Below are 24888 nucleotides of genomic sequence, written 5' to 3'. Positions count from 1 at the left end.
AGGGGTCGATGCGTTTCGCTGCCTGGGGCGTTACTGCCCTGCTTGCTACCGCCGGCGTATCGGCGCTGCTCGCCCAGACCGTGGACGGTCTCGACGTGCAAGCCATCAAAAAGCGCTCGGCCGACCTCGCCGCAGATGCCGAAGCCTTCGTGAACCACGTCAAGGATCGCGGCGACCAGTTCCGCGAGGAGGCCGTCGCGGTGCGCGAAGCCGGCACCGAAAACATGCGACAGGTCGCGGCCAAGGATCTGCCCAAGGGGCCCGACGGCGCGATCGACTTCGATGAGATCGTGCAAGGCGCCGCCGGCAATGCCAGCGTCAAGAGCGGCGAGGCGCCGCAATTCATCGTCTTCGCCAGTCTCTCGATGCCGCCACAGTCCCTGAAACCGCTTATCCGCGATACGGCGCGCGCTGGCGGCGTCGTGGTGTTCCGCGGCTTTCCGAACAACAGCATGAAGGAGTTTTCGGCTCGGCTCGGGCAGATCGTCGAGCGCCAGGACGAATTCGCCAATGTCGGCGTGGATCCGCGACTGTTCCGAGCCTTCAATGTGCAGGCGGTCCCGACCTATGTTGCCGTGTCGTCCGATTTCGACCTGTGCGCCGGCTTTTCCTGTCAGACCAAGGTGCCGCCCTATGACCGCATGACGGGCAATGTCACCGTGGAATATGCGCTCAGCAGCTTTGCCGACGGTAATGGTCCCGGCGCCAGCGTTGCCGCCGTTGGCCTCTCAAATATGCGGGCGCAGCGGTGATGCGCCTCGCGATTGCAATCAGTCTGGCAGTCCTAGCCGGGGCCAGCTTCCCCGCGCAGGCGCAGACCACGCTGGAGGAAGCGCGCGAGCAGGGAAAGGCGATGGGAACCGCGGCGAAGGCCAATCCGGTCCTGGTGCCCAGCGACAACGCGCAGGCCGAAGCCGTGCCGGGGTTCTCGGGGACGACCCTCCCGCAGGGCAGCTATTTCGATGATCCGGACAAGCTGATCAACGATGCCCAGGCGCTCAAGTCGAGTAGCGAGCAGTACCAGATCACGACCGACAGCAGCCATGTGCGCCCGACATTCAGCAATGCCGAGATTCTTTCGACGACCAATCGCGCGACCACCATTGAGGAAGATCCCTCCACCTATCTGGCGGGAGAGGCTTATGGCGGGACGAGCGGAAGCTGCACCGCGCTTCCGCCTGGATCGGGCACGAGCGGCTATTATGAAGCGAGTTGCAACGCGGGCGCCAAGGTAACGACCAACGCCCGCAGTTGCGCCGTCAATCTGGATGTGCGCACCGATAAGCGGACGATCTACACCTATTACACCGGCCGTTTAAGTTTCCTGCCGAGCGATGGCGGCCCCTATCCGGCCCGTGCCGCGTTCGACGATGAAATCGCCTCGGGAGTCTGCTGGGAAAGCCGACCCATCGACTATTGCGACAATATGGCGGCCTATGGCTACACGGCGGCCGACACCTGCAAGAGCCTGGGCCATACGGCCGTTGAGGTGAAGTGCAGCGCTGAAGCGCAAGGGATTACGGAGGGCGCCTATCACCCTGGCACGGTGATTTCGACCGGCAACTACTGGCTGACCAGGCAGGAGGAACCGGCGGTTCCCGTCATCACCCGCAACGAGGGTCTCTGCGCGGCCTATGCCGGCGACAGCAACTGCACGCTGGAATCGGAGATCTGCACGGCAAGCGATCCGGTTACCCGGATAGTCGACGGTGTACCTGTCACGCAGCCGTGCTGGGCGTGGCAGCGCAGCTACCAGTGCCACACCATTTCGTCGGCCAACGACTGCTCGGAACTCGAAGCCAATGGCAGTTGCACCTATCAGCGCACCGAATGCCTGGACGAGGATCCTGACGGCGGCCCCTGCAAGGTCCAGGAGAAGATCTATCGCTGCCCGACGCCGTCGGGCACCTCGGCCGACGCCCAACAATATATCTGCGGCGACGACGTCTATTGCATCAACGGCGACTGCGAGCCGATCGAACGGCAGGCCTCGACCGAATTCAAGGATGCGCTGGTGGCGCTGCACTCGATCGACCAGGCCGGCAAGGAGTTCGACGAGACCAATTATCGGGTGTTTTCGGGCACACGCGAGACCTGCCACAAACCGGTATTTGGCCTCATCAACTGCTGTGCCGGCAAGGTTTCGGGATTGGTGCCGGTAGCCGCGGGCGCCGCCGCTCTGGCCGGCGGGCCGGCCGCGATCGCGGCCTTCGCCACGCCGTTCCTCGTGTTGTTCGCCTGTTCTCAGGACGAGATGAGGCTCGATATCAAGGACCGGATGGGCTTTTGCCACAATCTGGGCACCTACTGCTCATCGAGTTTCCTGGGCATCTGCAAGACCAAGCGCACGGCCTATTGCTGCTTTGAGAGCAAGCTGTCGCGAATCCTCCAGGAGCAGGGCCGGGTGCAGTTGGGAAAGCCCTGGGGGGCGCCCAAGAAGGAGCAGTGCCAGGGTTTCACGATCGAGGAGTTCGCCTCGCTCGACCTCTCGGTGATGGATTTCACCGAAATCTATTCGGACTTCCTGGATGCAGCAAAGCTTCCCGACGAAGTCCAGACGATGACGGACATTCAGTCGAAGATACAGGATTACTATGATCTCCACGGCAAATGACCCGGGGCTACCCCGGGATGCCGGGGACGAAAGCGCGATGACGGTTCTCGAGCTGTCGATCTTCGTCTGCGCCTTCCGCGCCCGCACCCCCATCCGAGCAAGCGAGATTATCGCGGTCATGCATGGCTGGTTCGGCGACATGCCCGCCGATCAGGTCGCGCTGCTGGTCCCCGGCATGGTGAGCCGTGGCTGGCTGACGCCGGTCGGCGAGGCCGTGAAGGCGAGCGAGCAGGGCCGCCGCGCTGCGCGGCCGCTCGTGGAGGGAATTATCCGGATGCTCGATCAAGGCACCCGGCTCATCGACGTAGCGCTGATGATGTCGGTGCTGCGCCTTACCAGGGGAGAATTGGATAATGGCCCTGCCGATACTTGACCCCGTCATCTTCGCCTTGGTGCTGACGCTGACAAGCCCAGGCGCACAGCCGCCGCCCGAGCCTGCGACGACGAGAAGTTCGCCGTGCCGCGCAGCGAAGGACGCCGACCCGTCCGATTGCTGCGTCCACACCCGGGCGCTCGACCCGTCCGCTGCCCGCCCTTCCGCGCCTCACTTTGCCGCTGCGCCACAGCCGCAGGAAAGGATCCCGAGCCATGTCGAAGTTCACTAGGATTTGCGCAGTGGTTCTGGCGCTGATGCCCATGGCTGTTAACGCGCAGGAGGCAGGGGCAGGCCGCGACACGATCGACGGGCAATCGCCCGACGACTTCTATTGTGGCGAGCGCCGCCTGGGGCAATGGTTCTATTGCTCGAAACCCAAGCCGCGCGAGACCCGCCCGGCGTCGCCGCGGGCGCCCGAGCCCTCGGCTGCCGAACGCATGGCCGCGATCGCGAAAGAACTTGATGAGCTCAAGGCCCGCGCGATCCTTGACCCTTCCGAAGAGAATGTCATCGCCTATGTGCGCTTCCAGCGCGAGCAGCTCGACCGGGCCTCGACTTTCGCCGATACGTGGCAGCGCGCTCTCTGGCAGCATCCCGACATCGACTACACGCTGCAACGCCCGGTTTCGACGGTCGGCAAACGAGCCTGGCTCGACAATCGCAAGGCGGATCGGGATGCCGTCCTGACGAGCCTCAGCCAGCGCTACGGGCTCTTCTATTTCTATGCGCAAAGCTGCGGCGCCTGCGAGCTCTTCGCGCCGATCCTGCGCTCGGTCGCCGACAGCCATCGGATGGCGGTCATGGCGGTTTCGATGGACGGCGGCCCAAACAAGGAATTTCCCAACTATGTCGTCGACACGGGCCAGCGTGCCCGCATGGGACTGACCGGCAACGAAACGCCGGCGCTGGTCCTGTTCGACACCCAGACGAAGCGGACGATCCCGGTCGGGTACGGCATCCTCAGCGCCGATGAGATCATGGACCGGATCTTCATGCTCACCAACACCAAGGTGGGGAGTGACTACTGATGGCACGCAAGAGTTCCGGACGGGCGCGGGCGGCGATCCGGCGCCTCTCTCATGGCGCCGCCTTATTGGCGGCATCGCATTTCGCGCTGGTGGGCGTTGCCCATGCCGATGTCGCGGGCCAGATGAACAGCTTCTTCAACGACGCGGGCGGTGCGGCCAATGTGACGGGCCCAAGCGCCTTCCAGGGCCAGTCGGCCGGCTACTATTCGATGGGCAATGTCTGGACGCGCTTCCCGCAAAAGTCGGTGTCGCCGTTCAACCTGCAGTTGCCCAGCGCCCGAGCGGGCTGCGGCGGCATCGACCTCTTTTCGGGGTCCTTCTCATTCATCAACGCCTCCGAGATCGTGGCGATGCTCAAGGCCACCGCCAACAACGCACTTGGCTTTGCCTTCAAGCTCGCGATTGATTCCGTCTCTCCGGAAATCGGCAAGGTGATGGACGAGTTCAGCCAGAAGGCGCAGCTCCTCAACCAGATGAACATCTCGAGCTGCGAGACCGCCCAGGCGCTGGTTGGCGGCATCTGGCCGCAGATGGACACCACCCGCTCGACCATCTGCGAAGCCATCGGCAACAGCCAGGGCATATTCTCGGACTGGGCCGCCTCACGGCAGGGCTGCAACAATGGCAACCAGCGCGATAACACGATCGCCGGAAACAGCGATGCGTCGATGCAGGACCAACTTGTTGGCGAGCCGCATAACTATACCTGGGAGGCCTTGAAGAAGGCAGGGAAGTTTGGAGCATTCGACCAGAGCTTTTCCGAATTCATCATGACCCTGGTCGGCACGGTAATCACGAAGCCGTCGGACGATCCGAGTGTCGGCGGCAAGGTCGTGATGATCGGCCCGGCCGAAGACGCCGTGGTGACTGCGCTTCTGGATGGTACGGCCGATGCGCCGCCGGTGAAGCTCCTCAAATGCAATGACGAGAACTGCTACGAGGTCGGCGAGCAGACGCTGTCGGTGCCAGCATCGTCCGCGTTGCGCCCCCGGATCGAAGCGCTGATCCAGTCAATGAACGACAAGATCCGCAGCGACACGCCTCTCGATGCCGCGGAAAAGCAGCTTCTGAACATCGCGACCGTGCCGATTTTCAAGATCCTGAGCGTCCAGGCTTATGCGCATTACTCGCTGTCGCCCGGCGAGATCCAGGCAATGTCAGAAATCGTCGCGGTCGACCTGCTCACTGCTATGCTCGACAATATGATGGACCGGGTCGAGCAAAGCCAGGTCCACTACCAGACCTTCGACCAGGCTACCGCGGTCCAGTGGAAGGCGCAGATCGCCGCGGCTCGCGCGAAATACGCGCAGCGCGACGTCAAGCTCAACAACAAGCTGCAGGTCACGATGCAGCTCATCAACCGCAGCATGATGCTCGAGTCCACCCTGCAGAATTCGATGACGCCGGGAATGGCCTCGGCGCTGACCTTCTCGCGCGGGCTGAGCTCGCAGGGGCTGAACTGAAGCCGGGGAGCAGGCGATGCTAGAGGTCTTCACGGTCGGTGGCGGCGAATATCTGGTCAACACCTTCAATGCTGTAGCGGCCTGGTCAGGGGGCGGGGGCTATCGCGCGCTGCTCCGGGTCGTGATGGTCATGGGCCTCATCTATTCGCTTCTCGTTGTGGCCTTCACGCTCAACTACAAAGCGTGGATGAACTGGTTTCTCCAGGCCACGGCGATCTACCTGTGCCTCATGGTGCCGACCGTCGACATCAAGGTAACAGACAGGGTAAATCCGTCGCTCGCGCCGGCGACGATCGACAACGTGCCGTTAGGTCTGGGCGTGCTGGCGAGCTTCACCACGCAGATCGGCGACTGGATGACACGCACCGCCGAGACCGTGTTCGTGATGCCCGGCGAGCTCAATTACACAACCAACGGCATGGTTTATGGCGCGAGGCTGTTCGACGCGACGCGCAACTTCGTAATCCGCGACGCCGAGTTTGCGACCAATCTCGAGAAGCATTTCAAGAACTGTGTGTTCGGCGACGTCATGCTCAACCAGAAATCGCTGACAGAACTGTCGAAGGCGCAGGACCTGTGGGCCGCGGTTGGCCCGGGCTCGGAAGCACGCTCCCAGGAATGGCTGGAAAAGGACGGCAGCGGCGCGGTCACGAGCTATATCGTGACGTGCCGCCAGGCCTATGATGGGCTTTCGGGTCAGTGGGCCAACATGATCGAGGCTAACACCCCGATCTGGGCGAAAGAGGTCTATCCCAAGCTCAGCAACGCGCTTGCCGCCGACAAGCTGAAGCATGATGTTCCTATTGTGAACCAGGCTTTCACGGGGTCGGGAAGCAGCTACGCCGACTATATGCGGCAGAACACTGCGATCAACGCATTCATGCAGGCGCGCAACTCCATGGCGGGTGGCACGGGGACGGCGGCGATCGACACGTTCGCGCAGACCCGTGCCGACGTACAGGCCCGAAACACCTACAATTCGATTGCGCAACAGGCGATGGCCTGGGTGCCTATCCTCAACATCGTTCTGACAGTCGTGTTCTTTGCGATGTTCCCGGTCATCTTCCCGCTGTTCCTCATGCCGCAAACCGGGCTGAGCGCGCTCAAGGGCTACGCTGTCGGCTTCTTCTACCTGGCTGCCTGGGGCCCGCTTTACGTGATCCTGCACATGATCTGCATGACGCGCGCCGAGACAGCGGCGACCGGCATCGCCTCGGGCGGTGTTACGCTCGGCACTTTCGCAGGCATCGGCGCCGTGAACGGTGAGACTGCGACGATCGCAGGGTTCATGCTGATGTCCGTCCCGTTCCTCGCGGCCGGACTGGCGCGTGGCGCGATGTCTATCGCCGGCCAGTCCATGTCCATGCTCGCGCCCGCACAGAACGCCGCCGAAGCCGCTGCCCTCGAACAGACGACGGGCAACTATTCCTATGGGAATGTCAGCTGGGCGAACTCGACCTCCAACATGCAGCAGAGCGACCAGTGGACCAAGGCGCCGAGCTATATGGGCGGCGCGCCGATGACGAGTTGGCGCCAGGACAATGGCGCGCTGATCAATGGCTTTGGCAACGGGCAAGAGGTCTTCGATACGGGCGGCGCTATTTCACGCCTGGCGTTTACGCCGACAATGTCCTCGGGCGCCGTCGCCGAATGGCGCGAAATGGCGAACGAGGCGCACCGTCAATCGCAGGCCTATGAAAACGCCGCAAACGACATTCTGACCTCGACCCATACTAATCGCAGCGCATTCGGAACCTCAACCGAGCGGTCGTCCGGGTGGGACTCGAGCAGCGGTCGCCAGGCCAACACTTCGATCGAACAGTTCGACCGGAGAACAGGAAGCAGTTCTCAGGGGCTGGAAGACCGATCTTCGATCGGGCAATCGCAGCGGGTTAGTGACACTCACGATCGAAGTGCGATAACGTCTGATCAAGTGGGCGGTAGGATAACCACCGGTATGGGAGGTCCGGCAGCCGCAAGTCCAAGCGGAGGTGGGCGCCGGGCGTCCGGCTTGCTGCCAGGAATTGAAGGAAGCGTAGGTAAGAGCGGATCACAACAAGATCAGCTGCAGCATTCCACGGGACAAACCAATTCCAGCGATAGCTCCAACACTGCTTCCAGTGGGGTACGCGACGAACATTCGAACGGTACCGGCGCGAGTTCCTCGGACGGTACCTACAGCCGGAGTGGCGTGTTCAGTCGCGCCTCGCAGACGTCGTCGGCTTCGGTGAGCACTGAGGACGCTCTCTCCCGCGCGCGCTCATATCAGGAGTCCGCGCGCAAGCTGGAGGAATTGTCGCAGCAGCTGTCTCGCGACGCCAGTTGGGCCGAGAGTCATGGCATGCAGCTCAGCACGAACCTGAGCCAGGACCTCGCGAACTGGTATCGCGCGCAACAAGTTGCAAATCCTGGCCTGGATGCTCCCGAAATTTGGGCGACGGATCTTTCGGAGCATCAGCGCAGCGTCCGGGATGAGATGGTCCAGCGGTGGATGTCGGAGAAGCGTGAAGCGATCTACGAGGAAATCCGTGGAAGCCTGAACGAGCCTGATCTCGTTGATGTGCACCGCACCGGCGTGTCCTCCGCAGCCGATGTCAGGGCCACCTATCATCCGCATGGTTCTGGCGGCATTCCGGCCGGGCCTAGTGCAGGCGATCCCGGCGCAGCAGCTGCTGTGATTTCGTCAGGCAAAGCTGCGCTAGACGGGGATCGCCGCGCAGCTCAGGCCGGGCGACATGCGAATGTGCAAGGCAATGTGCGCATTCAATCGGAGGTTGGCGAAGGCCAGGACAAAGGGTTCTTTCTTGACCCCGATCTAAGGAAATGAGCTTACATCCAAAACCAATATGCGAGCGCAACAGCCGCGACTGCGTAAGCAATCAAATATGCAACCATTCCCGCCTTGGACACGTTGCCGCGCTCGTCAGTCGCCGCCTCGATGTACCGCACGGGATCATCGTACTTTACAGTGACGATCGGTCCGCCGGAGAGGTCCTTCGTCTGATTATACGTGTCCAGGTCGAACATACAAAATCCGCAACCTCCGCTGCAAATATGAGCCAATTTCTTACTGGAATTTGGATTTCTTCACAAGCCTGCGGGCGGGCAATCTAATGTTCCCGAAAAGAGAGTCCGCCGAAAGTCCTCGGCATGCGGACCTCGACCTGTCGAGCAACCTGGCATTTATGTTTTCGTGGCTCCTCGTTTCAGCGTTAGGGCTGCTGCCGCTGTTCGACGAAACGCTCCCACGTGATCCCACACCTTCCGCGTCTGCACTGATCGTCTTTTTCGTCGCCGTTGGATCGGCCGCCGTGCTCAGGCGGCACTACAGCTGGGTCGGCGTCGTCATGCACGTCTTCAGCCAGATTTTCATGTGGCTGTCCGTGTTTTGCGTGTCGCTCGCGGGCGTCCTTTATGCGGCCGGATAGAGGCAGGGCACAGGTCTTGAATCCACGGAAACCGAAACACATTTTTCGGATCGTGGGCCGGGCTTGTCGCGCTGAACGACAGGCCGGCACACCGGGCGTGCTCGGTGTTGCGGTTCGCTATAAGCCTCTCGCTGCGCCAGCGCGATCTGTCGTCTTCATCGATGGAGAGAGCTATGGATTCATTGTTCAATCGGACGATGCCTTCGCAGCGCAGGGCAAGCCCCATCGACCGGGGCTTCGATGCCGGCCTGCGAAACCACATGATCGGCATCTATCGCAACATGGCGCTTGGTCTTGCCCTTACTGGTCTGGTCGCGTTTGGCATCGCGTCCACGCCGGCCTTGTACGAGCCCATCTTCGGCACGCCGCTAAAGTGGGTGGCGATCTTTGCGCCTCTGGCCTTCGTACTTCTGCTATCGTTCGGCCTACACCAGATGTCGGCCGCCATGGCCCGGACAGCCTATTTCGTCTTCGCCGGCGTCATGGGCATCTCGATGGCCAGCATCTTCCTCATGTTCACGGGCGAGAGCATTGCGCTTGCCTTCTTTACGGCCGCGGCGGTGTTCGCGGCGATGAGCCTCTGGGGCTATACCACCGGCGCTGACCTGTCGCGTTGGGCCCCGATCCTGATGGTGGGTCTGCTCGCTGTCGTGGCGGCCAGCATCGTCAATCTGTTTCTGGGATCCTCGACGCTTCAGATGCTGTTTTCGATCGCGGGCATCGTGGTGTTCACCGGCCTGACGGCCTGGGATACGCAGCGTCTCAGGAACGAGTATTACGCCTATGCCGGGCAGGAAGAGGCAAGCAAACTCGCCATCGTTGGTGCACTCTCGCTCTACCTCAACCTGATCAACCTGTTCCAGTTGCTGCTGACCTTCATGGGTCAGCGGCGCGAGTAAGGGAGGACGGCATGCACGATACCTCGCTCTGGCGCGGCGTCCCGCTGGTGGCGCAAAACTGGAAATGGATGATGGTTCGCGGTGTCCTGGGTCTGGCGCTGGGCATAGCGGCGCTGCTGTTCCCTGCGGGCGCACTCTTTGCCTTCACGATGCTGTTTGCCGCTTTTGCTGGCGTCGACGGCATCGCTTCGCTGATTGCCGGGATACAGGGCGCCGCGCACAAGGAGGACCGGTGGATCGCCTTGGTCCTGCGCGGCGTGCTCGGACTTGTAGCAGCCGGCCTCTTCGTAGCCTTGCCGCTGGAATTCACCGTCAGCTACGCGTTGGCGACACTGGTTCTGGTTGCGGTCTGGGCGATAGCGGTCGGCTTGCTCGAGATCGTCGCGGCGGTTCGACTGCGCAAGGAAGTCCGAGGGGAAGTGCTCCTTGCCCTTTCCGGCGCGATCACCGTCGGGCTAGGCGTCGCGATACTGGTCCTGCTCTATCTGCAGCCGATCGCCTCGATCCTGTCCGTCGCATGGCTTATCGGCGCCTGGGCCTTGCTCGGGGGCGGGCTATTGATCAGCCTTGCCTGGCGGCTGCGGGCTTCGGGACAGGGCAACAAGGGACCTGATCCAGAGGCGGTGGCGGCGTAAAAGGAAGCGTGCGGCGACCCAAGTCGAAACTTGGGTTCGCCGCATCGATCCCTAGGGTGGCGCCGCAGGCGCCTTAGACCATCGCGGCTTCGATATAGAGAACGGCATCCCTTACCGTCACGATCTTCTCGGCATCATCGTCCGGTATCTGGACGTCGAAGCCTTCCTCGATCGCCATTACGAGTTCGACGACATCCAGACTGTCCGCACCCAGATCCTCCATGAAGCGGGATTCCGGCCTCACCTTGTCGGGGTCGACACCCAGTTGCTGGGCAACCACGTTTGCAACGCGCGTAGCAGTATCAGTCATGTCTTTGCCCCCGGGCCATGCTGGCGGATGCCGCATGGCATTCTCTGGACCTTCCTAGACGAACGAGCCCCAAACGTCACGCAGAGTCGCGGAAACTGGGCGGCTTCGAGAGGGCAAGCCACTCGCGAAGCCAAGGCCCGTTCTTCAGAGATTTGCGTCAGCATGTGGCGATGAGGGCACCGTCGGCATCGCGGCGGCAACTGTGACCCAGAACGATCAATTTCCCGCCGCGACGCGCGGTTGGTCCAGTGCCGGCGAAGCGATGTTGGCTTGGCCGCTCCCGATCAGATCGGCCGTCGGCATGCGATTATCGAGCACGAACGCCTGGATGACGGGCCATCGCGGACCGAACCACGCCTCGCCGGTTTCGATACCGATTGCGGCATCGCCTTTCAGGGTCGCCGAGCAGATGAAGGTTTCGGGCGGCAGGAACTCGCGCTCCATCGTGGAGAAGAAAGCGCGCACGGCGGGCATGGTCGGTTCGCGGGCGTTACCGGCGACGACGATCCCGAGCCGATTGGTGCGCAGGCGCACGAGCGTTCCTACAGGATAGATGCCAATGCTGGAAATGAAGGCATCGAGCACGTCGGGATCGAAATGGCCCTCCCATTCGAGCATTTTCGCCGAGGCATCGGACGGCGTCCAAGGGTCCTTGTAGGGGCGCCGGGAGGTTACCGCATCATAGACGTCGCACACCGCGCCCATGCGTGCATGAAGTGAGAGCTGCTCCGCGGTCAGGCCGAACGGGTAGCCGGTGCCGTCGACGCGTTCGTGATGGTGCAGACAGACATCGAGGGCGATGGGTGAGATGCCCTCGGTCATCAGCAGAAGCTCGTGCCCTTTTTGCGGATGCGCGCGGATGATCTCGAATTCGTCACTGTTCAGCGAGCCCGGCTTGTCGAGGACAGTGCCCGGAACGGACATCTTGCCGATGTCATGCATCAGGCCGGCTATGCCCAGGTCGCGCGTCAGGCTTTCCGCCAGTCCAAGTTGACGGCCAAGATTGATCATCAGCGCGCAGACCGCGACCGAATGGAGATAGGTATACTCGTTCTTGCGCTTAAGGCGGGTCACCTTGATCATGGCTGCAGCATCCCGGATCACCGATTCCGCGATCTCATCGACGATGGGTTCGACGTCGCGTAGCGCCACCGCCTTGCCCATGCGCGCCTCGCCGAACATCCGCATGATCACCCGCTTCGACCGTTGGATCGCTTCGGTGGCGCGCTGTACCTCGTCGACATCGACAATTAGCCGTCGGGGCGAGGGCGAAGGCGCGGGGAAGGAGCGCCAGTGACGCGCGGCTTCCATCCGTTTCGCGGGGGCGGGCGGCGGCGTGAGAGGGGCGGGGGGCGTTGGCGCGGTGACGCAGATCGGAGCGGCGCCTTTCTCGTCGTCGATGAAGACGGCCTTCACGCCCGACGCCCGGATTTCGCTGATATCGGCCTGGGTCAGCACAAATTTTGTGCGCCAGAAGGGGTGGAGGAGCCAAAAGCCTTCGAATCCGACCAGATACATTCCAGCTTCAATCTGATCGATGGCAATCCGGCGCTTGATGATACCTCCCCGCGAGACTTGCCCCGTGCGCGGCTAAATTCCGGTTAACTTGTCGCAGGTGGGCTCAGATTGGCGCCTTCGCGGGACCACTTGGCGCCTCGGCGCGCAAGGGCGCCTGGGTCATCGTTTCGCGCACCCGCTGGGCGAGCATCTCCATTTCAAAAGGCTTGGTGATCAGACCCATGCCTGGCTCGAGAAAGCCGGCGGCCTGCGTCGCCGTCTCCGCATAGCCCGTCATGAACAGGATCGGGAGATCGGGGCGGCAGGTCCGGCCCGCTTGGGCGACCAGGCGCCCGTTCATCCCGGGAAGCCCTATGTCGGTGAGAAGCAGGTTGATGACCTGCGACGAGTTGAGGATGTCCACGCCTTCGGGTCCATCCGCTGCCTGGAGCACATGATAGCCCAGCTCTCTAAGCTGATCGACCACCAAAGTCCGCACGGTCGCTTCATCTTCCACCACGAGCACCACTTCGCCCACTTCCGCGACAGCTGTCAGGCAGGGTCCATCGGGCGCCGTCTCCGGTTCGAGCGCGGCGGCATGATAGGGGAGATAGAGGTGGAATGTCGTTCCGTCGCCCGGGGCGCTGTCGATGGCGGCATGGCCTTCGGATTGCCTTGCAAAGCCGTAGACCATGGAGAGGCCGAGACCCGTGCCCTGGCCCATGGCCTTGGTGGTGAAAAACGGTTCAAAGGCGCGCCGGACGGTTTCCGCGTCCATGCCGACCCCGGTGTCGGTAACCGCCAATCCGACATATCGCCCGGGCTTTGCGCCCTGTTCGGACAGGGGGGCCTCGAAGCTCACGTTGCGGGTCGCGATGGTCAGCGTTCCGCCGGCGGGCATCGCATCTCGCGCGTTGATCACGAGATTGAGCAGCGCATTTTCCAGTTGGTTGGGATCGCATTTCGCGGTCCACAGATCGGACGCCAGCGAGAGACGCAGCGAGATGCCCGCATCGAGCGTGCGGCGAACCATGTCTTCGAGTGAGTGGATAAGGCTGTTGATCGCGACTGGCTTGGGATCGAGGGGCTGACGACGGGAGAAGGCGAGCAGGCGATGGGTCAGCGCCGCAGCGCGGGCCGAAGCGTCGGACGCCATTGTGATCAGGCGGTCCATGTCACCCAGTCGGTTCTGGGCAATCCTGCGCCGCATGATGTCGAGACTGCCGCTGATGCCTTGCAGCAGATTGTTGAAGTCATGGGCGATGCCGCCGGTCAACTGTCCGACCGCTTCCATTTTCTGCGCCTGGCGCAGGGCTTCTTCGGCTTCGCCCAGCGCTTTCGCGCCTTCGACTTCGGCCGTTATGTCACGGCCGAAGCCATAGAATTTCCCGGCATCCGGAACGGTCGTCCACTGGATCAGGCGATTGGCACCGTCGCGGGCAAGGAGGACAGTGCGATATTCCTCGAGCGGGATCCCGGAGGCCAGCCTGTCGATCTGCTTGGCCCATGCCATGTCGTCGCCCACGATGAACTCGGCGCTGCGCTTGCCGACGGATTCCTCTCGCGTCCAGCCCAGCACTTTCGTCCAGGTCGGATTGACGTCGACGATGATGCCTTGCCGATCGGTGACGAGCTTGAGCACGGGCGAGAGTGCCCAGATCCTCTCCCGGTCGCGCACAACCTCCCGTTCGGCGGTCACGTCGCGGCCGACCGCGTGGATACGGTCGGCGGCGGGGACCGCCGTCCAGGCCAGAAGGTGATAGTCACCGCTCCGCGCCCGGTAACGGTTCTCGAACGACAGGGTATCTGTCCCGCGCGCCAGCTTTGCGACCTGGGCGGCGGTCGCCGCGACGTCCTGAGGATGAATGAACTCGGCAAGCGGCCGTCCGACCATCTCATCCTCGCTCCATCCCAGCATGGTGGTGGCGCTCGGGTTGATGGCCGTGATCACACCGTCGAAGGTGCATACCAGCATCAGGTCGCGTGAGAGCGACCATAGCCTGTCGCGATCGGCCGCAAGCTCAATGAGCTTTTGCTGGTTGCAGTCTATCGTGCTCCCGACCCATCGCTCAATGGCGCCGTCCGCATCGCGGATCGGGGTGCCGCGCACCTGGTGCCAAATCCAGGCGCCGTCGTGGCGCTGAATGCGAAACTCGGCATCATAGACCGCGCCGGAGCCGAGCGCCTGCTTCCAGCATTGCGCCGCGCCCGCGCGATCATTGGGATGGACGATCGAGAGCCACTTGTCCCCGAGCAGATCGTCCGATGTGCGTCCGGTATAGGACAAGAGCGGGTCATTGAACCAATCGGCGGCGCCGGCGGGCGTCGCGGTCCAGACATGGCCGGGCAGAGCCTGGGCTGCCGCGCGAAACTGGACCTCGGCGAGCAAAGGCGGAAACGGAGCCTCAGGCACGCTCTACACCCCCGCTTGATGTGAGTCGCACCGTCGTGGCCCCCCGTTTGTGTTTCGTAAACTCCAGATCGCGCTCCGACGAACAGGCGTGCCGGAAGCTCATTATTCGGTTCGGATGCCCCCAGACGGGCTGGTGGGCAGCTATGTTCAAGCTGAAGCGCCAGGGGGATCGGCGGTGAAAAAGTGCTGGATCACCTCCCGCGCCAGGCGGGCGGGACGCAGGGTGGCCGCATCGATGCAGCACCAGCTCGACTTCACTTCGGCGAGCACCTCTTCGCCTCGACGGATCACCGTATCGTAGAAGGCGCGGGCGCCCTGAACCTTTTCCAGCAGGACCGTGGCGATGACGCGGTCGTCGAGAAAGGTCGGACGCCGATAGGTGATCTCATGCTTGAGCGCGACCCAGAGATGGGCCGCGACGGCCTCCCTGGGTGCGAGCGAGCGCCAGTGATCGAGTACGGCATCCTGTACCCATTTGAGGTAGCTGGCATTGTTGACATGACCCATGAAGTCGATGTCGGAGGGATCGATGCCGATCTCGAAAGCGTGGGGAATCGCGGTGGTCATGGTCCTTGTCATAGCACAAGCAGGCTGGAAGGCCGTTCCCTTATCGAGACGTTGGTGATCAAGCGTCGGCGGCGCGAAGTTCGACGCGCGGCCCGGCATTGCGGACAGAGAGATCGACGGCATCCTCGAACTGCACGAAATTCTCGGCGAACAGGCGGGCCAGCTTGGCCGCGGTTGCGTCATAGGCAGCCTTGTCCGCCCATGTTTCGCGCGGATCGAGGATGGTGTCGTCGACATCGGGCGCGGCGACGGGAACCTGAAACCGAAATATCGGGTCGATCCGGCAGGTGACGCCGTCGAGATTGCCGTCGAGCGCGGCATTGAGAAGAGCACGGGTCACCTTGATCGGCATGCGTTTTCCGGTGCCGAAGCTCCCGCCGGTCCAGCCCGTATTGACGAGCCAGCATTTGACGTCACCTCGCGCGATGCGATCCTTGAGCAGATTGCCGTAGACGGACGGATGACGCGGCATGAACGGCGCGCCGAAGCAGGTGGAAAAGGTTGCGGTGGGTTCGGTCACGCCGATCTCGGTGCCTGCCACGCGCGCCGTGTAGCCCGAGAGGAAATGATACATGGCCTGCTCGGGCGTCAGCCGCGCGATTGGAGGCAGGACGCCGTAGGCATCGGCTGTCAGGAAGATGATGTTGCGAGGAACAGGCCCGAGATTGTCGGCCGACGCGTTGGGAATGAATTCGATCGGATAGGAGGCCCGGCTGTTTTCGGCGAGACTGTCATCATCCAGGTCGATGATCCGCGTTTCGGGATCGATCACCACATTTTCGAGGATCGTGCCGAAGCGGCGGGTGGTGGCGTAGATCTCGGGCTCCGCCTCGGCCGACAGACGGATCACCTTGGCATAGCAGCCGCCCTCGAAGTTGAAGATGGCGCTGTCCGACCAGCCATGCTCGTCGTCGCCGATCAGCGTGCGGCTCGCATCGGCCGACAAGGTCGTCTTGCCGGTCCCCGAAAGGCCGAAGAAAACGGCTGTGTCGCCCTCAGGGCCCATGTTGGCCGAGCAATGCATCGGCATCACGCCCTTTTCGGGCAGCAGGTAATTGAGGAGACTGAAGACGGACTTCTTCATCTCGCCGGCATAGGCCGTACCGCCGATCAGAATGAGCTTCTGCGCGAAATTGACCGCGATCACGGTTTCGCTTCGGCAGCCATGGCGTTCAGGATCGGCCCGGAAGCTCGGCAGGTCGATGATCGTATATTCAGGCACGAACGTCGCGAGCTCATCGGTGCTGGGACGAACCAGCAGGGTCCGAACAAAAAGACTGTGCCAGGCGAGCTCGGTGTAGACCCGTACCGCAATGCGATGCTCGCTCTGCGAGCCCCCGAAGAGATCCTGAAGAAAGACGGTGTCCTTGGCGCCCAGCGCGTCCAGGAAGTCTTGCTTGAGCGCCGCGAAATGCTCGGGCGACATGGCGACATTGGTCTTGCCCCACCAGATCGCCGCCTCGGTCTCGGCGTCCTGGACGATGAACTTGTCCTGCGCCGAACGACCCGTATGCTTGCCCGTCGCGACGACGAAGGCCCCGTCGCGCGAAAGCACGCCCTCTTCCCGGCGCAGCGCATGCTCGATCAGGGGCGCAGTGCCCAGATTGCGATGCAGCGTGCTGGCAGCGTCAGGCGCGAAAGCGATGGGAGAGTCTTGGGAGGCCAATGGTCGATCCTTGAGAGTCGGTTTCTCAAGCCTTATCACACATGACCTGTGATTGATAAGATTGCAATTTGATGTTTCATACGTCATGAGGGTGCATGATCACTTCGCAACAGATGCGTGCGGCTCGCGCCCTTCTCGGGATTGACCAGCGCCAACTCGCCCAGCTCGCGCAGCTTTCGCTGCCGACCATCCAGCGCATGGAAGCCTCGGAGGGGCAAGTTCGCGGCGTGGTCGACACCTTGGTAAAAGTGATCGGCGCGCTTGAAAGCGCTGGCATTGAACTGCTCGGCGAGAACGCGCCGAGCAGCGGGGTGGGACGCGGCGTGCGCCTGCGCGAGACGAAGTCCGGTCGCTCCGCCGGCACCGTGCCATCGCTGTTGTACGACCAGGAAGAGGCCGGCGCGACGCCGCCGCAGTGACCCAAGGGATGATGATGAGCAGTTCGGACGATTATGTGTATGACGAAGCATCCGGCGAATGGATCAGCCCGCAGGATGCGAAGGCCCGCGCGGTAGACCCGGGCGATGCGGTCGAAGTGCGCGATGCCGTGGGCAATGTCCTTGCCGATGGCGACAGCGTCACCTTGATCAAGGACCTTACCGTCAAGGGCGCCAACCAGACGCTCAAGCGCGGCACGCTCATCAAGTCCATTCGCTTGACCGGCGACGCCCAGGAAATCGATTGCCGCTACGAGGGCATCAAGGGCCTCGTTCTGCGCGCCGAATTCGTCCGCAAGCGCTGAGCCGGCCTGACGCCAAGATAGAGGAAACCTGTTGGAAGTCATCTCGATCGTCCTGCTTTTGCTGCTCGCGGTGATCCTGAGCGGTATTTTGTCCCGAATGCTGCCCCTGCCCTTGCCCCGGCCGCTGTTTCAGATTGGACTTGGCGCGCTCATCGGGCTGGCCGCGGACTGGCGGGTCACGCTCGATCCCGAGATCTTCTTCCTCCTCTTCCTGCCGCCGCTGCTCTTCCTGGATGGCTGGCGCATCCCGCGCGAGGAACTGTTCAAGGACGGCAAGACGATCGTCGAACTGGCCCTGGGCCTCGTGGTGGCGACGGTCGTGGGGATGGGCTTCTTCATCCACTGGATGATCCCGGCCATGCCGCTTGCCGTCGCCTTCGCGCTCGCGGCGGTCGTCTCGCCCACGGACCCAATCGCCGTTTCGGCGATTGCGCAGCGTGTCCCCATTCCCAAGCGGATGATGCATATCCTGGAAGGGGAATCGCTGCTCAACGACGCCTCGGGCCTCGTCTGCCTGCGCTTTGCCATCGCAGCCACGCTGACCGGCGCCTTTTCGCTCCACCAGGCCGCCATCAACTTCGTGTGGGTCGCGCTGGGCGGGCTGGCCGTCGGTGCGGGCCTCACCTGGCTCGTCTCGCACGCCAAGAACTGGGTATCGCGGCGCTATGGCGAGGAGGGCGGGGCGCAGATCCTCATCAGCCTGCTCCTGCCTTTCGGCTCCTATCTGGTTGCCGAACATCTGCACTGTTCGGGCATCCTGGCCGCGGTGGCCGCAGGCCTTACGATGGGTTTCGTAGAAGGAAGCGGCGAACTTGCCGCCTCGACGCGCATCCGCCGCAACACGGTGTGGGACGTCATCCAGTTCACCGCCAATGGCGTCATCTTCGTCCTGCTCGGTGAACAGCTCCCGGCCATTCTCGCAGGCGCGGCGGAGACGGTGCGCCTTACCGGTCACCATGAACCCTGGTGGCTCGGGGTCTATGTGCTTGCGATCAATCTTGGACTGGCCGCCTTGCGCTTCCTTTGGGTCTGGCTGTCGTTCCGCTTGAGCTTCTTCCGGCAGGGCGACGGACAATCGACCCCGAACTGGCGCATAGTCGCAGCGATGTCCTTTGCCGGCGTGCGCGGCGCTATCACGCTTGCGGGCGTGCTCACGCTCCCGCTCGTGCTCAGCGATGGGTCACCCTTCCCGGGGCGCGACCTCGCCATTTTCCTGGCGATGGGCGTCATCATAGTCTCGCTCCTCGTCGCGAGCCTTGGCCTTCCCGTCCTGCTGCGGGGCCTGCTCATGCCGCCCGAGCATGACCAGCAGAGCGCCGAAGATGCCGCGCGCGTCAAAGCGGCTGAAGCGGCTATTGCCCGGATCGAGGAGGTCCAGCACGAACTGGCCGAGGGCCGCGCGGATGCCGATCTTTTTGTGTCAGCTGCGGCGCGGATCATGGACGGTTACCGCGAGCGGATCGAAAGCCGGGTGGGGACACGCGAGGAAAATGCCGAGATGCGGCGAGGGGAGGCGATCGAGCGGCGCCTGCGCATCGCCGCGCTCAAAGCGGAACGGAGCCAGATCTTTCGCATGGTCCGCAAACGGGAACTCGGCAGCGAGCTTGCGCGCAAGCTCATTCGGGAGCTTGATCTCGCAGAAGCCCGCCATGCGGCCCAGCTCGGCTGACGGCGTGGACACAGGCAAGCACGGAGCCGGAAACAGAAAAGAAGGGAGCGGGCCATGGACGAGGCCGACCGGGAATGCAGGGTCGACGAAGCGCTGCGCCTGCTGGAGCGCGCGCTGGCCCTGGTCGACGGCGTCAACGAGGATGCGGCGATGCACGTCCAGATCGCGATCGACCGCCTCATGCCGCAGCCGGGACAGTCCCAGGTTGCGCCCGATGATTGGGACCTGATCAGCTTGCTCCCGCATCTCACCAGCCGCGTCTACTGCCTGCATCGCCATAATGGACTGGCCATCGGAACGGTGGCGACACGGCTTGGCTTGTCCCTGGACGAGGTCGTCAAACAGATACGTTGCGCCGAGGCTTTCCTGACGGGCCACGCGATCCAGTGATCGCCGCCGCCGAGGACGCTCGTCCATAGGCGCGGGCGCAAGCGTCACAGTTCGTCGAAAATCAGAAAGAATTCTGCGCTTTTGCCGCCTCGTCTGTGAACCATGGCCCCCTGCCGCCGTTCATAGGGAAACGGGGCATATGTGTTGCTGTATTACCGAGGATTGCATGATGGCCGATAGGCAACATGTTTTGGTTGTCGATGACGAGCCGGTGCTCCGGATGATCCTTGTCGATCTCCTGGAGGGCGAGGGATATGCGGTCGAGGAGGCTTCCAACGCCGCCGAAGCTCTTGAAGTCCTGCAGGCGCTGCCCTCGATCCGGATTGTCGTCACCGATATCCAGATGCCCGGATCGATGGATGGCTTGCGCCTGGCGCGCTATATTCGCGATGCCTATCCTCCCATCGCCCTTATCGTTTCCTCAGGCGCCGTTCGGCCCGAGCAAGGCGCGTTGCCCGACGATGCTGTCTTTCTCTCGAAGCCGGTCGACCATCGCGAATTGCTCCGCGTGATTGAGGACCGCGTCTCGGCCGCCTGAAAAGGCAGCCGCGGAGCGGCAAGCCTCCATCAGGGGCGCCTTAGAAAAGCATCAGAGCGGCCGCGAGGATGAGGGATCCTGCGACAATGGCGCCCGCGATCCACCGCCCGGCCGCGGCGATCTCCGTGCCCCCACGCTGCGGAGGGATGAATTGATCGCGCTCCAGCCGCTCGATGATCAGCCTCAGCAGCCGCGGGCCATCCTGCCCGATACTTGTGATCTCAAGCAGCAGACCTTGGAGTACCGGGGTCCAGGCAGCAGGATCGAGGCGCGAGGCAACGATGCGCACTGCAGCCTGCCGCAGGGCAAGGGTCAGGTCGAAGCCGGGGGCGATGTTGGCGAGGACGCCATCGAGCGTCACCAGTGCCTTGAAGATGAGGAGCAGGTCGGGCGGGACGGTCAGCCGCTCCTGCCGCATGAGCGCGAAAAAATCGTTGACCAGGGTGGCGAGCACCAGGCGCGTGCCGCCATGGCGGGCGACAAGCTGTTCGGCCGCCAGAAGGAGCCGCTCGCGAGGCGGGCTCTCACCGGCGGACCACAGGGTGAGCGTCTCCGCCAGGGCCTGCGGATCCCCGATATTGATGGCCTGGACGAAGCGCAAAAGCTCTTCCCGGCGCCGGGGGCTGACATGGCCGATGAGGCCTAGATCCAGCAAGGCGAGGCGGTTTCCGGGCAAGCACAGGAGATTGCCGGGGTGGGGATCGGCATGGAACCGCCCGGTGAGAAGGACCGTGTCGAGCACGACCTGGGCGCCGAGCGATGCGATCGCGTGGGGATCGATGTCCGCCTGGACGAGGGCCTCTGCCGAGCGCGGCGCGACCCCTTCGACATAATCCATGGCGAGGAGCGTTTCCGACGTCCATTCCCAGTGGATCCCGGGAATGACGACCTGCGCGTTGCCGACGAGGTCGGCGCGCAAGCGGTCGGCATTGCGGGCCTCGTTGGTGAAGTCGAGTTCTTCCAGGATTGCGGAAGCGAGCTGTTGGACGAGCGCGGTGGGCGCAAAGCGCCGGATTTCCGCACTGGCCCGCTCGAGTACCGCCGCGAACTGGGCGATGAGGCGCAGATCCGCTTCCATGCGCGGACGGATGCCGGGCCGCCGGACCTTGAGGACGATGGCGCGACCATCGTGCAGGTGGGCGCGGTGGACCTGCGCCATCGAAGCGGCGGCCAGCGGCTCGGGATCGAACGCGGCGAACGCCTTGCCGACAGGTTCTCCCAAAGCCTCCTCGATGGCGGGCCGCACCATTTCGAACGGGAGCGTCGCCGCCTGGCTGTGAAGCCGCTCCAATTCGGTGATCCAGTCGGGAGGAAGAAGATCGCTGCGCGTGGCGAGAATTTGTCCGAGCTTGACGAAGGTGGGACCCAATTCCTCCAGCGCCAGGCGCGTGCGTGCGGGCAGCGCCGCTGCCTCGCCCGCAAGAAGATCTTTGGCGCCCAGGCCGAGCCGGTCGATCGCCGTGTCGAGGCCATAGCGCGCCAGGACCCCGGTGACCTCACCAAGACGCTCCCGGTCCCGGGCCGCTACCATCAAGCTTTTCAACATGGCCCCAGAGATAGGCGCTGCGCACCAGAAACGAAGGGGCGACGTTTTCGCGACCGGCGCGGTGCGCCGGCAGGAACGTAGGAAGCAAGGGCGTGTTTCGTGAGAGCCATCCCGCGCGTCGTGCAGGGCTGCGCCTTGCTACGCAAAGGATCCTGATGAAGATCGCCATTCATGCCCAGCTCGACTATCGGTTCGACCGGCCGACAGACGTCCTCCTGCAGCTCGAAGCCGCGGCGATCCCCGAGCAATCGATCGAGGAAGCGCACATCGACCTGTCGGAGACGGATCATTTCGCGCGTGTCGCGGCGCACGATATGATCGGGGAGCGGATCTGGGTGCGCGTCGGCAGCGAGCTGCGCGTCGACTACCATGCGACGGTTTCGATCAACCGGATCCTCGACGATTGCCTGTCGCTGCCAGCGATCCCGCCCCACCAGCTGCCGGGCGAAACCGTGCAATATCTGATGCCCTCGCGCTATTGTCCGTCCGACCAGTTCCAGTCCTTCGTCTGCGCTGAATTCGATAGTCTGGAGGGCGGCCAGAAAGTCATTGCCATGCGCGATTGGGTCCATGGCCACCTCAGCTATGTGCCGGGCGCCAGTACGTCGGACACGACCGCCGCCGACACCTTCATTCGCCGGCAGGGTATCTGCCGCGACTATGCCCATGTTCTGATCACCCTGGTGCGGGCCGCGGGTATCCCGGCGCGTATCGCCAGCGTCTATGCGCTCGGCGTCGAGCCCCAGGATTTTCACGCGGTGGCGGAAGTGTTCCTGGGCGGCGAATGGCATCTGGTCGATGCAACCGGCATGGCGCAGGAAGCCGCAATGGCCAAGATCGGCGTGGGCCGGGATGCAGCCGACGTCGCGTTCCTCACCGCTTATGGCCGCGCTGTCCTGAACAGCCAGACCGTCGAAGTCGCCGCCGCGTCCTGACCGCCCGACAAGGCCAATTCTGCGCGGAAAGGGCGCCCTTCACCGATCCTTTACACAGCTGGCGCAGACATGGCCGTACGGGGGGGCGACATGTGAACCATGCGGCCGGCAAGAGCGATGAAAGACAGTTTCCGCGTGAGGCGATTGCGGCCACGGCCGTCTGCCGAACATTCCGCAGCAAGATCGCCGGGCACGTCTCCAACCTGTCGCGGGGCGGCTGCTGCCTGGTGACCAGGGGCCAGCGGGTCGCTCCCGCACAAATGGTAACCCTTCGCCTGGAAGGCCTGGATGGTATTCCTGCGACAGTACGCTGGGTCGCCGGCGACGAGGCGGGATTATCCTTCGACTGGCCGCTCTACGAACCGCTACGCGATCATATCGTAGCGCTGCGCGGCAAGGTTTCGGCGGAAGAAAAGCCGGCATGAAGACATTTCTGTTCCTGGCCGCGATCGTCGGCGCGGGCTATGCCGGAATGGCGGGGACCGGTTCGAGCGCGGAAACGCTGGGGGCGCGCTGGCTCTCCTTCCACGAAAGCTCGGTCCGCTTGCTCCCCTGACGATGGCCGCCCGTCCCGCGGCGTCTCGCCACAATGCGAGGCGAGGAAAGTCTGCAGGAGGGGGCGCTCGATATATGGTCAGTGAAGCGTTTCTTTGGCAGGCAGGCCGAAGAGGAGGCGCCACATTTCCTGAAGCGCCATCCAGCAGGCCGCGGCATGGCGCGCGCGCTCACCGAGCGAAGCAGCAGCAGCGGCGGCACGGTCTTCAGCCTGAGCGAGCGCGAGCAGAGCCCTGGCAGCATGGTACTGCCCAAGATCGGTATCGACATGTTCGTTCTTCATCGCGGTGTTCCCCGCCCCGGGCGGCTGCGGCCCGGACGAGAGAAATGTTATTACGCTGTCGAATGCTACGGTAAAGCGCTATAGCGGTGCATGGCCCAGGAAGATCTCGACGCTTTGGCCGCGGTGGTCCAGGACCTCAGGCGCGATCTCATCCGGCTGCAGGGCGCCTTCGCCCGCGATGCGCTCCTGTCGGGCCGCCATAGTCCCGATAGCCTTGGCGATCTTGTTGAGGAATGCGGCCATCTGGTCCCGGGCTATGAGGGATCCATGACGGAAGGGTTCGTGGAGGCGATCCGCAACTGCGGCATCGAGGGGGCACCGTTCACGGTCATTTCGGGCGGCAAGGACGGCTGAAAGGGGCCCGTCCCCTCAAAGAACGGTCAGGGGTTATCGGCGAAGCGGCGAGCGCTCCGCAAGGTCGTTGCGAATGGTGGTCGCTGCGACTCCCCCTTCGCCCATTGCATGGCTGATCTGGTCGAGCCCCAGGACGACGTCGCCGGCCGCATAGAGGCCCGGCACGCTGGTGCGCTGGTGGCTGTCCACCACCAGGCAGCCATCGTCCGTTGCTTTGGCGCCGAGATCGACCGCCAGCTCAGAATGGATCGTCGATCCAAGCGCAGGATAGAGGCTCGCGAAAGTCTGCGTGCCGGCGGGCGTCGCGACCTCGATGGCGTTCTCCCCGATCGCGAAGCTGGCGCAGGGCCCGTCCACGACCGCGATTCCGGCATCGCGCAGCGCCATTCTCTGCTCGTCGGACAGATCATGCGCGCCGGCCGGAGCGACCAGAGACAGGTCGCGGGAATAGCTGCGCAGGAAGATCGCCTCCTTCACCCCGCGCTCGCCAGTCCCCAGAACGCAGACGCGCTGATCGGTCACTTCAAAGCCGTCGCAGATCGGACAGTAACGCAGCAATCCCTGCTCGAGCGCCCGGGCGTGCATCGCCTCATCCATTGGGGGCCGATGGTTCGAAACGCCGGTGGCCAGCAGCACGGTCCGGCTCCTGAACGCGTTCCTTTCGCCACGGGCCACGAAATCGTCTCCGGCCCGCTCCAGCCGCGCGATCGAGGTCTGGGCGAGCGTCGCGCCATAGCGAAGAGCCTGCTCGCGCATGCGAGCAAGGAGGTCCGCCCCGGCAATACCCTCGGGAAAGCCGGCGTGATTACGGGTGAGGGGGATGAGGCCGGCCCGGCTGGCGCCCGCGTCGGCGACCGCGACCCGCAAATGGAAGCGGGCGAGATAGATCGCCGCCGTGAGGCCCGCAGGCCCACCTCCGATCACCAGACAATCCAGATCATCAGGTTCTGCGCGGCTGCCTCGCAAGGCGTCAGGATCGG

At 63.4% G+C, this 24888-nt stretch carries 27 protein-coding genes; 18 read left to right on the top strand and 9 right to left on the bottom strand.

Annotated features, from left to right (window positions below; translation table 11 throughout):
- Window positions 1-8 precede the first annotated feature (8 nt).
- From trbC to LH128_RS12255, 6 genes are all read left to right on the top strand, one after another.
- Window positions 9-752 (top strand): type-F conjugative transfer system pilin assembly protein TrbC, encoded by a 744-nt coding sequence (trbC, locus tag LH128_RS12280; RefSeq protein WP_008829957.1) that lies wholly within the window; start codon window positions 9-11, stop codon window positions 750-752.
- Complete coding sequence (locus LH128_RS12275; protein WP_008829956.1) at window positions 752-2614, top strand: conjugal transfer protein TraN; 1863 nt, start codon at window positions 752-754, stop codon at window positions 2612-2614. Before trbC ends, LH128_RS12275 begins: the two co-directional genes overlap by 1 nt.
- Window positions 2615-2651: 37 nt before the next feature.
- On the top strand, window positions 2652-2987 hold the full coding sequence (locus LH128_RS12270) for a hypothetical protein (RefSeq protein WP_008829955.1): 336 nt from the start codon (window positions 2652-2654) through the stop codon (window positions 2985-2987).
- Between the two features lie 215 nt (window positions 2988-3202).
- A complete protein-coding gene (locus tag LH128_RS12265) occupies window positions 3203-4018 on the top strand; it encodes a conjugal transfer protein TraF (RefSeq protein WP_008829954.1) in 816 nt (271 codons plus the stop codon).
- The gene (locus tag LH128_RS12260) at window positions 4018-5481 is read left to right on the top strand and encodes a conjugal transfer protein TraH (RefSeq protein WP_008829953.1); all 1464 of its coding nucleotides are present in this window, start codon (window positions 4018-4020) and stop codon (window positions 5479-5481) included. Before LH128_RS12265 ends, LH128_RS12260 begins: the two co-directional genes overlap by 1 nt.
- A 16-nt stretch (window positions 5482-5497) precedes the next feature.
- Window positions 5498-8308 carry a conjugal transfer protein TraG N-terminal domain-containing protein gene (locus LH128_RS12255; protein ID WP_008829952.1) on the top strand — a complete coding sequence of 937 codons (2811 nt, stop codon included), beginning with the start codon at window positions 5498-5500 and terminating at the stop codon, window positions 8306-8308.
- Window positions 8309-8310: 2 nt separating this feature from the next.
- On the opposite strand, the gene LH128_RS12250 is transcribed toward LH128_RS12255, so the two are convergent.
- The gene (locus LH128_RS12250; protein ID WP_008829951.1) at window positions 8311-8508 is read right to left on the bottom strand and encodes a hypothetical protein; all 198 of its coding nucleotides are present in this window, start codon (window positions 8506-8508) and stop codon (window positions 8311-8313) included.
- 50 nt (window positions 8509-8558) lie between these two features.
- On the opposite strand from LH128_RS12250, the gene LH128_RS12245 reads away from it, so the two are divergent.
- From LH128_RS12245 to LH128_RS12235, 3 genes are all read left to right on the top strand, one after another.
- Window positions 8559-8909: a hypothetical protein gene (locus LH128_RS12245; protein WP_233448272.1), complete on the top strand. Its 351-nt coding sequence runs from the start codon at window positions 8559-8561 to the stop codon at window positions 8907-8909.
- Between the two features lie 260 nt (window positions 8910-9169).
- Window positions 9170-9808: a Bax inhibitor-1/YccA family protein gene (locus tag LH128_RS12240; RefSeq protein ID WP_037519212.1), complete on the top strand. Its 639-nt coding sequence runs from the start codon at window positions 9170-9172 to the stop codon at window positions 9806-9808.
- An 11-nt stretch (window positions 9809-9819) separates the two neighbouring features.
- Window positions 9820-10443, top strand: a complete 624-nt coding sequence (locus LH128_RS12235) for an HdeD family acid-resistance protein (protein ID WP_008829948.1) — start codon at window positions 9820-9822, stop codon at window positions 10441-10443.
- 73 nt (window positions 10444-10516) lie between these two features.
- On the opposite strand, the gene LH128_RS12230 is transcribed toward LH128_RS12235, so the two are convergent.
- The 5 genes from LH128_RS12230 to LH128_RS12210 form a co-directional block, all read right to left on the bottom strand.
- A complete protein-coding gene (locus LH128_RS12230) occupies window positions 10517-10753 on the bottom strand; it encodes an acyl carrier protein (RefSeq protein ID WP_008829947.1) in 237 nt (78 codons plus the stop codon).
- A 216-nt stretch (window positions 10754-10969) separates the two neighbouring features.
- Window positions 10970-12292: an HD-GYP domain-containing protein gene (locus tag LH128_RS12225; RefSeq protein ID WP_327195145.1), complete on the bottom strand. Its 1323-nt coding sequence runs from the start codon at window positions 12290-12292 to the stop codon at window positions 10970-10972.
- 82 nt (window positions 12293-12374) lie between these two features.
- Window positions 12375-14663 carry a hybrid sensor histidine kinase/response regulator gene (locus LH128_RS12220; RefSeq protein WP_037519173.1) on the bottom strand — a complete coding sequence of 763 codons (2289 nt, stop codon included), beginning with the start codon at window positions 14661-14663 and terminating at the stop codon, window positions 12375-12377.
- 147 nt (window positions 14664-14810) lie between these two features.
- Window positions 14811-15230: an acyl-CoA thioesterase gene (locus tag LH128_RS12215; RefSeq protein ID WP_008829944.1), complete on the bottom strand. Its 420-nt coding sequence runs from the start codon at window positions 15228-15230 to the stop codon at window positions 14811-14813.
- 58 nt (window positions 15231-15288) lie between these two features.
- Window positions 15289-16896, bottom strand: coding sequence for a phosphoenolpyruvate carboxykinase (locus tag LH128_RS12210; protein WP_008829943.1), 1608 nt, complete (start codon window positions 16894-16896; stop codon window positions 15289-15291).
- Between the two features lie 95 nt (window positions 16897-16991).
- Here LH128_RS12210 and LH128_RS12205 point away from each other — a divergent pair, with 95 nt between their 5' ends.
- The 5 genes from LH128_RS12205 (at window position 16992) to LH128_RS12185 (ending at window position 20235) form a co-directional block, all read left to right on the top strand.
- Window positions 16992-17315, top strand: a complete 324-nt coding sequence (locus LH128_RS12205) for a helix-turn-helix domain-containing protein (protein WP_008829942.1) — start codon at window positions 16992-16994, stop codon at window positions 17313-17315.
- 14 nt (window positions 17316-17329) lie between these two features.
- Window positions 17330-17638 carry an alkylphosphonate utilization protein gene (locus LH128_RS12200; protein ID WP_011950649.1) on the top strand — a complete coding sequence of 103 codons (309 nt, stop codon included), beginning with the start codon at window positions 17330-17332 and terminating at the stop codon, window positions 17636-17638.
- Window positions 17639-17669: 31 nt separating this feature from the next.
- Entirely contained in the window at window positions 17670-19307 is a 1638-nt protein-coding gene (locus tag LH128_RS12195) for a Na+/H+ antiporter (protein ID WP_008829940.1), read from the top strand.
- Between the two features lie 54 nt (window positions 19308-19361).
- Window positions 19362-19697 carry a hypothetical protein gene (locus LH128_RS12190; protein ID WP_008829939.1) on the top strand — a complete coding sequence of 112 codons (336 nt, stop codon included), beginning with the start codon at window positions 19362-19364 and terminating at the stop codon, window positions 19695-19697.
- 169 nt (window positions 19698-19866) lie between these two features.
- A complete protein-coding gene (locus LH128_RS12185) occupies window positions 19867-20235 on the top strand; it encodes a response regulator (protein WP_008829938.1) in 369 nt (122 codons plus the stop codon).
- Window positions 20236-20275: 40 nt separating this feature from the next.
- Here the strand turns inward: LH128_RS12185 and LH128_RS12180 are convergent, their stop codons facing one another.
- A complete protein-coding gene (locus LH128_RS12180) occupies window positions 20276-21781 on the bottom strand; it encodes an ABC1 kinase family protein (RefSeq protein WP_037519172.1) in 1506 nt (501 codons plus the stop codon).
- Between the two features lie 155 nt (window positions 21782-21936).
- Here LH128_RS12180 and LH128_RS12175 point away from each other — a divergent pair, with 155 nt between their 5' ends.
- The 3 genes from LH128_RS12175 to LH128_RS34525 all read left to right on the top strand — a co-directional run bounded on the left by LH128_RS12175 (window position 21937) and on the right by LH128_RS34525 (window position 23272).
- Window positions 21937-22716, top strand: a complete 780-nt coding sequence (locus tag LH128_RS12175; RefSeq protein WP_008829936.1) for a transglutaminase-like domain-containing protein — start codon at window positions 21937-21939, stop codon at window positions 22714-22716.
- Between the two features lie 92 nt (window positions 22717-22808).
- The gene (locus LH128_RS33380; protein WP_008829935.1) at window positions 22809-23141 is read left to right on the top strand and encodes a PilZ domain-containing protein; all 333 of its coding nucleotides are present in this window, start codon (window positions 22809-22811) and stop codon (window positions 23139-23141) included.
- Window positions 23138-23272: a hypothetical protein gene (locus LH128_RS34525; RefSeq protein WP_267904124.1), complete on the top strand. Its 135-nt coding sequence runs from the start codon at window positions 23138-23140 to the stop codon at window positions 23270-23272. Before LH128_RS33380 ends, LH128_RS34525 begins: the two co-directional genes overlap by 4 nt.
- A 78-nt stretch (window positions 23273-23350) precedes the next feature.
- Here the strand turns inward: LH128_RS34525 and LH128_RS12165 are convergent, their stop codons facing one another.
- Complete coding sequence (locus tag LH128_RS12165; protein ID WP_008829934.1) at window positions 23351-23554, bottom strand: hypothetical protein; 204 nt, start codon at window positions 23552-23554, stop codon at window positions 23351-23353.
- A gap of 90 nt (window positions 23555-23644) precedes the next feature.
- Here LH128_RS12165 and LH128_RS12160 point away from each other — a divergent pair, with 90 nt between their 5' ends.
- Window positions 23645-23908: a hypothetical protein gene (locus tag LH128_RS12160; RefSeq protein ID WP_008829933.1), complete on the top strand. Its 264-nt coding sequence runs from the start codon at window positions 23645-23647 to the stop codon at window positions 23906-23908.
- Window positions 23909-23941: 33 nt separating this feature from the next.
- On the opposite strand, the gene LH128_RS12155 is transcribed toward LH128_RS12160, so the two are convergent.
- Window positions 23942-24832 carry an NAD(P)/FAD-dependent oxidoreductase gene (locus LH128_RS12155; protein ID WP_008829932.1) on the bottom strand — a complete coding sequence of 297 codons (891 nt, stop codon included), beginning with the start codon at window positions 24830-24832 and terminating at the stop codon, window positions 23942-23944.
- Window positions 24833-24888 lie beyond the last annotated feature (56 nt).

The sequence above is a fragment of the Sphingomonas sp. LH128 genome (assembly GCF_000293195.2).
Lineage (GTDB): Bacteria > Pseudomonadota > Alphaproteobacteria > Sphingomonadales > Sphingomonadaceae > Novosphingobium > Novosphingobium resinovorum_A.
This window is presented reverse-complemented; position numbering and strand designations above follow the sequence as displayed.

What these genes read in the sequence shown, in the direction of transcription:
- trbC (WP_008829957.1), top strand. Translation starts at nt 9, where the DNA reads ATGCGTTTCGCTGCCTGGGGCGTTACTGCCCTGCTTGCTACCGCCGGC.
- LH128_RS12275 (WP_008829956.1), top strand. Translation starts at nt 752, where the DNA reads ATGCGCCTCGCGATTGCAATCAGTCTGGCAGTCCTAGCCGGGGCCAGC.
- LH128_RS12270 (WP_008829955.1), top strand. Translation starts at nt 2,652, where the DNA reads ATGACGGTTCTCGAGCTGTCGATCTTCGTCTGCGCCTTCCGCGCCCGC.
- LH128_RS12265 (WP_008829954.1), top strand. Translation starts at nt 3,203, where the DNA reads ATGTCGAAGTTCACTAGGATTTGCGCAGTGGTTCTGGCGCTGATGCCC.
- LH128_RS12260 (WP_008829953.1), top strand. Translation starts at nt 4,018, where the DNA reads ATGGCACGCAAGAGTTCCGGACGGGCGCGGGCGGCGATCCGGCGCCTC.
- LH128_RS12255 (WP_008829952.1), top strand. Translation starts at nt 5,498, where the DNA reads ATGCTAGAGGTCTTCACGGTCGGTGGCGGCGAATATCTGGTCAACACC.
- LH128_RS12250 (WP_008829951.1), bottom strand. Translation starts at nt 8,508, where the DNA reads ATGTTCGACCTGGACACGTATAATCAGACGAAGGACCTCTCCGGCGGA.
- LH128_RS12240 (WP_037519212.1), top strand. Translation starts at nt 9,170, where the DNA reads ATGATCGGCATCTATCGCAACATGGCGCTTGGTCTTGCCCTTACTGGT.
- LH128_RS12235 (WP_008829948.1), top strand. Translation starts at nt 9,820, where the DNA reads ATGCACGATACCTCGCTCTGGCGCGGCGTCCCGCTGGTGGCGCAAAAC.
- LH128_RS12230 (WP_008829947.1), bottom strand. Translation starts at nt 10,753, where the DNA reads ATGACTGATACTGCTACGCGCGTTGCAAACGTGGTTGCCCAGCAACTG.
- LH128_RS12215 (WP_008829944.1), bottom strand. Translation starts at nt 15,230, where the DNA reads ATGACCACCGCGATTCCCCACGCTTTCGAGATCGGCATCGATCCCTCC.
- LH128_RS12205 (WP_008829942.1), top strand. Translation starts at nt 16,992, where the DNA reads ATGATCACTTCGCAACAGATGCGTGCGGCTCGCGCCCTTCTCGGGATT.
- LH128_RS12200 (WP_011950649.1), top strand. Translation starts at nt 17,330, where the DNA reads ATGAGCAGTTCGGACGATTATGTGTATGACGAAGCATCCGGCGAATGG.
- LH128_RS12190 (WP_008829939.1), top strand. Translation starts at nt 19,362, where the DNA reads ATGGACGAGGCCGACCGGGAATGCAGGGTCGACGAAGCGCTGCGCCTG.
- LH128_RS12185 (WP_008829938.1), top strand. Translation starts at nt 19,867, where the DNA reads ATGGCCGATAGGCAACATGTTTTGGTTGTCGATGACGAGCCGGTGCTC.
- LH128_RS12180 (WP_037519172.1), bottom strand. Translation starts at nt 21,781, where the DNA reads ATGTTGAAAAGCTTGATGGTAGCGGCCCGGGACCGGGAGCGTCTTGGT.
- LH128_RS12175 (WP_008829936.1), top strand. Translation starts at nt 21,937, where the DNA reads ATGAAGATCGCCATTCATGCCCAGCTCGACTATCGGTTCGACCGGCCG.
- LH128_RS34525 (WP_267904124.1), top strand. Translation starts at nt 23,138, where the DNA reads ATGAAGACATTTCTGTTCCTGGCCGCGATCGTCGGCGCGGGCTATGCC.
- LH128_RS12165 (WP_008829934.1), bottom strand. Translation starts at nt 23,554, where the DNA reads ATGAAGAACGAACATGTCGATACCGATCTTGGGCAGTACCATGCTGCC.
- LH128_RS12160 (WP_008829933.1), top strand. Translation starts at nt 23,645, where the DNA reads ATGGCCCAGGAAGATCTCGACGCTTTGGCCGCGGTGGTCCAGGACCTC.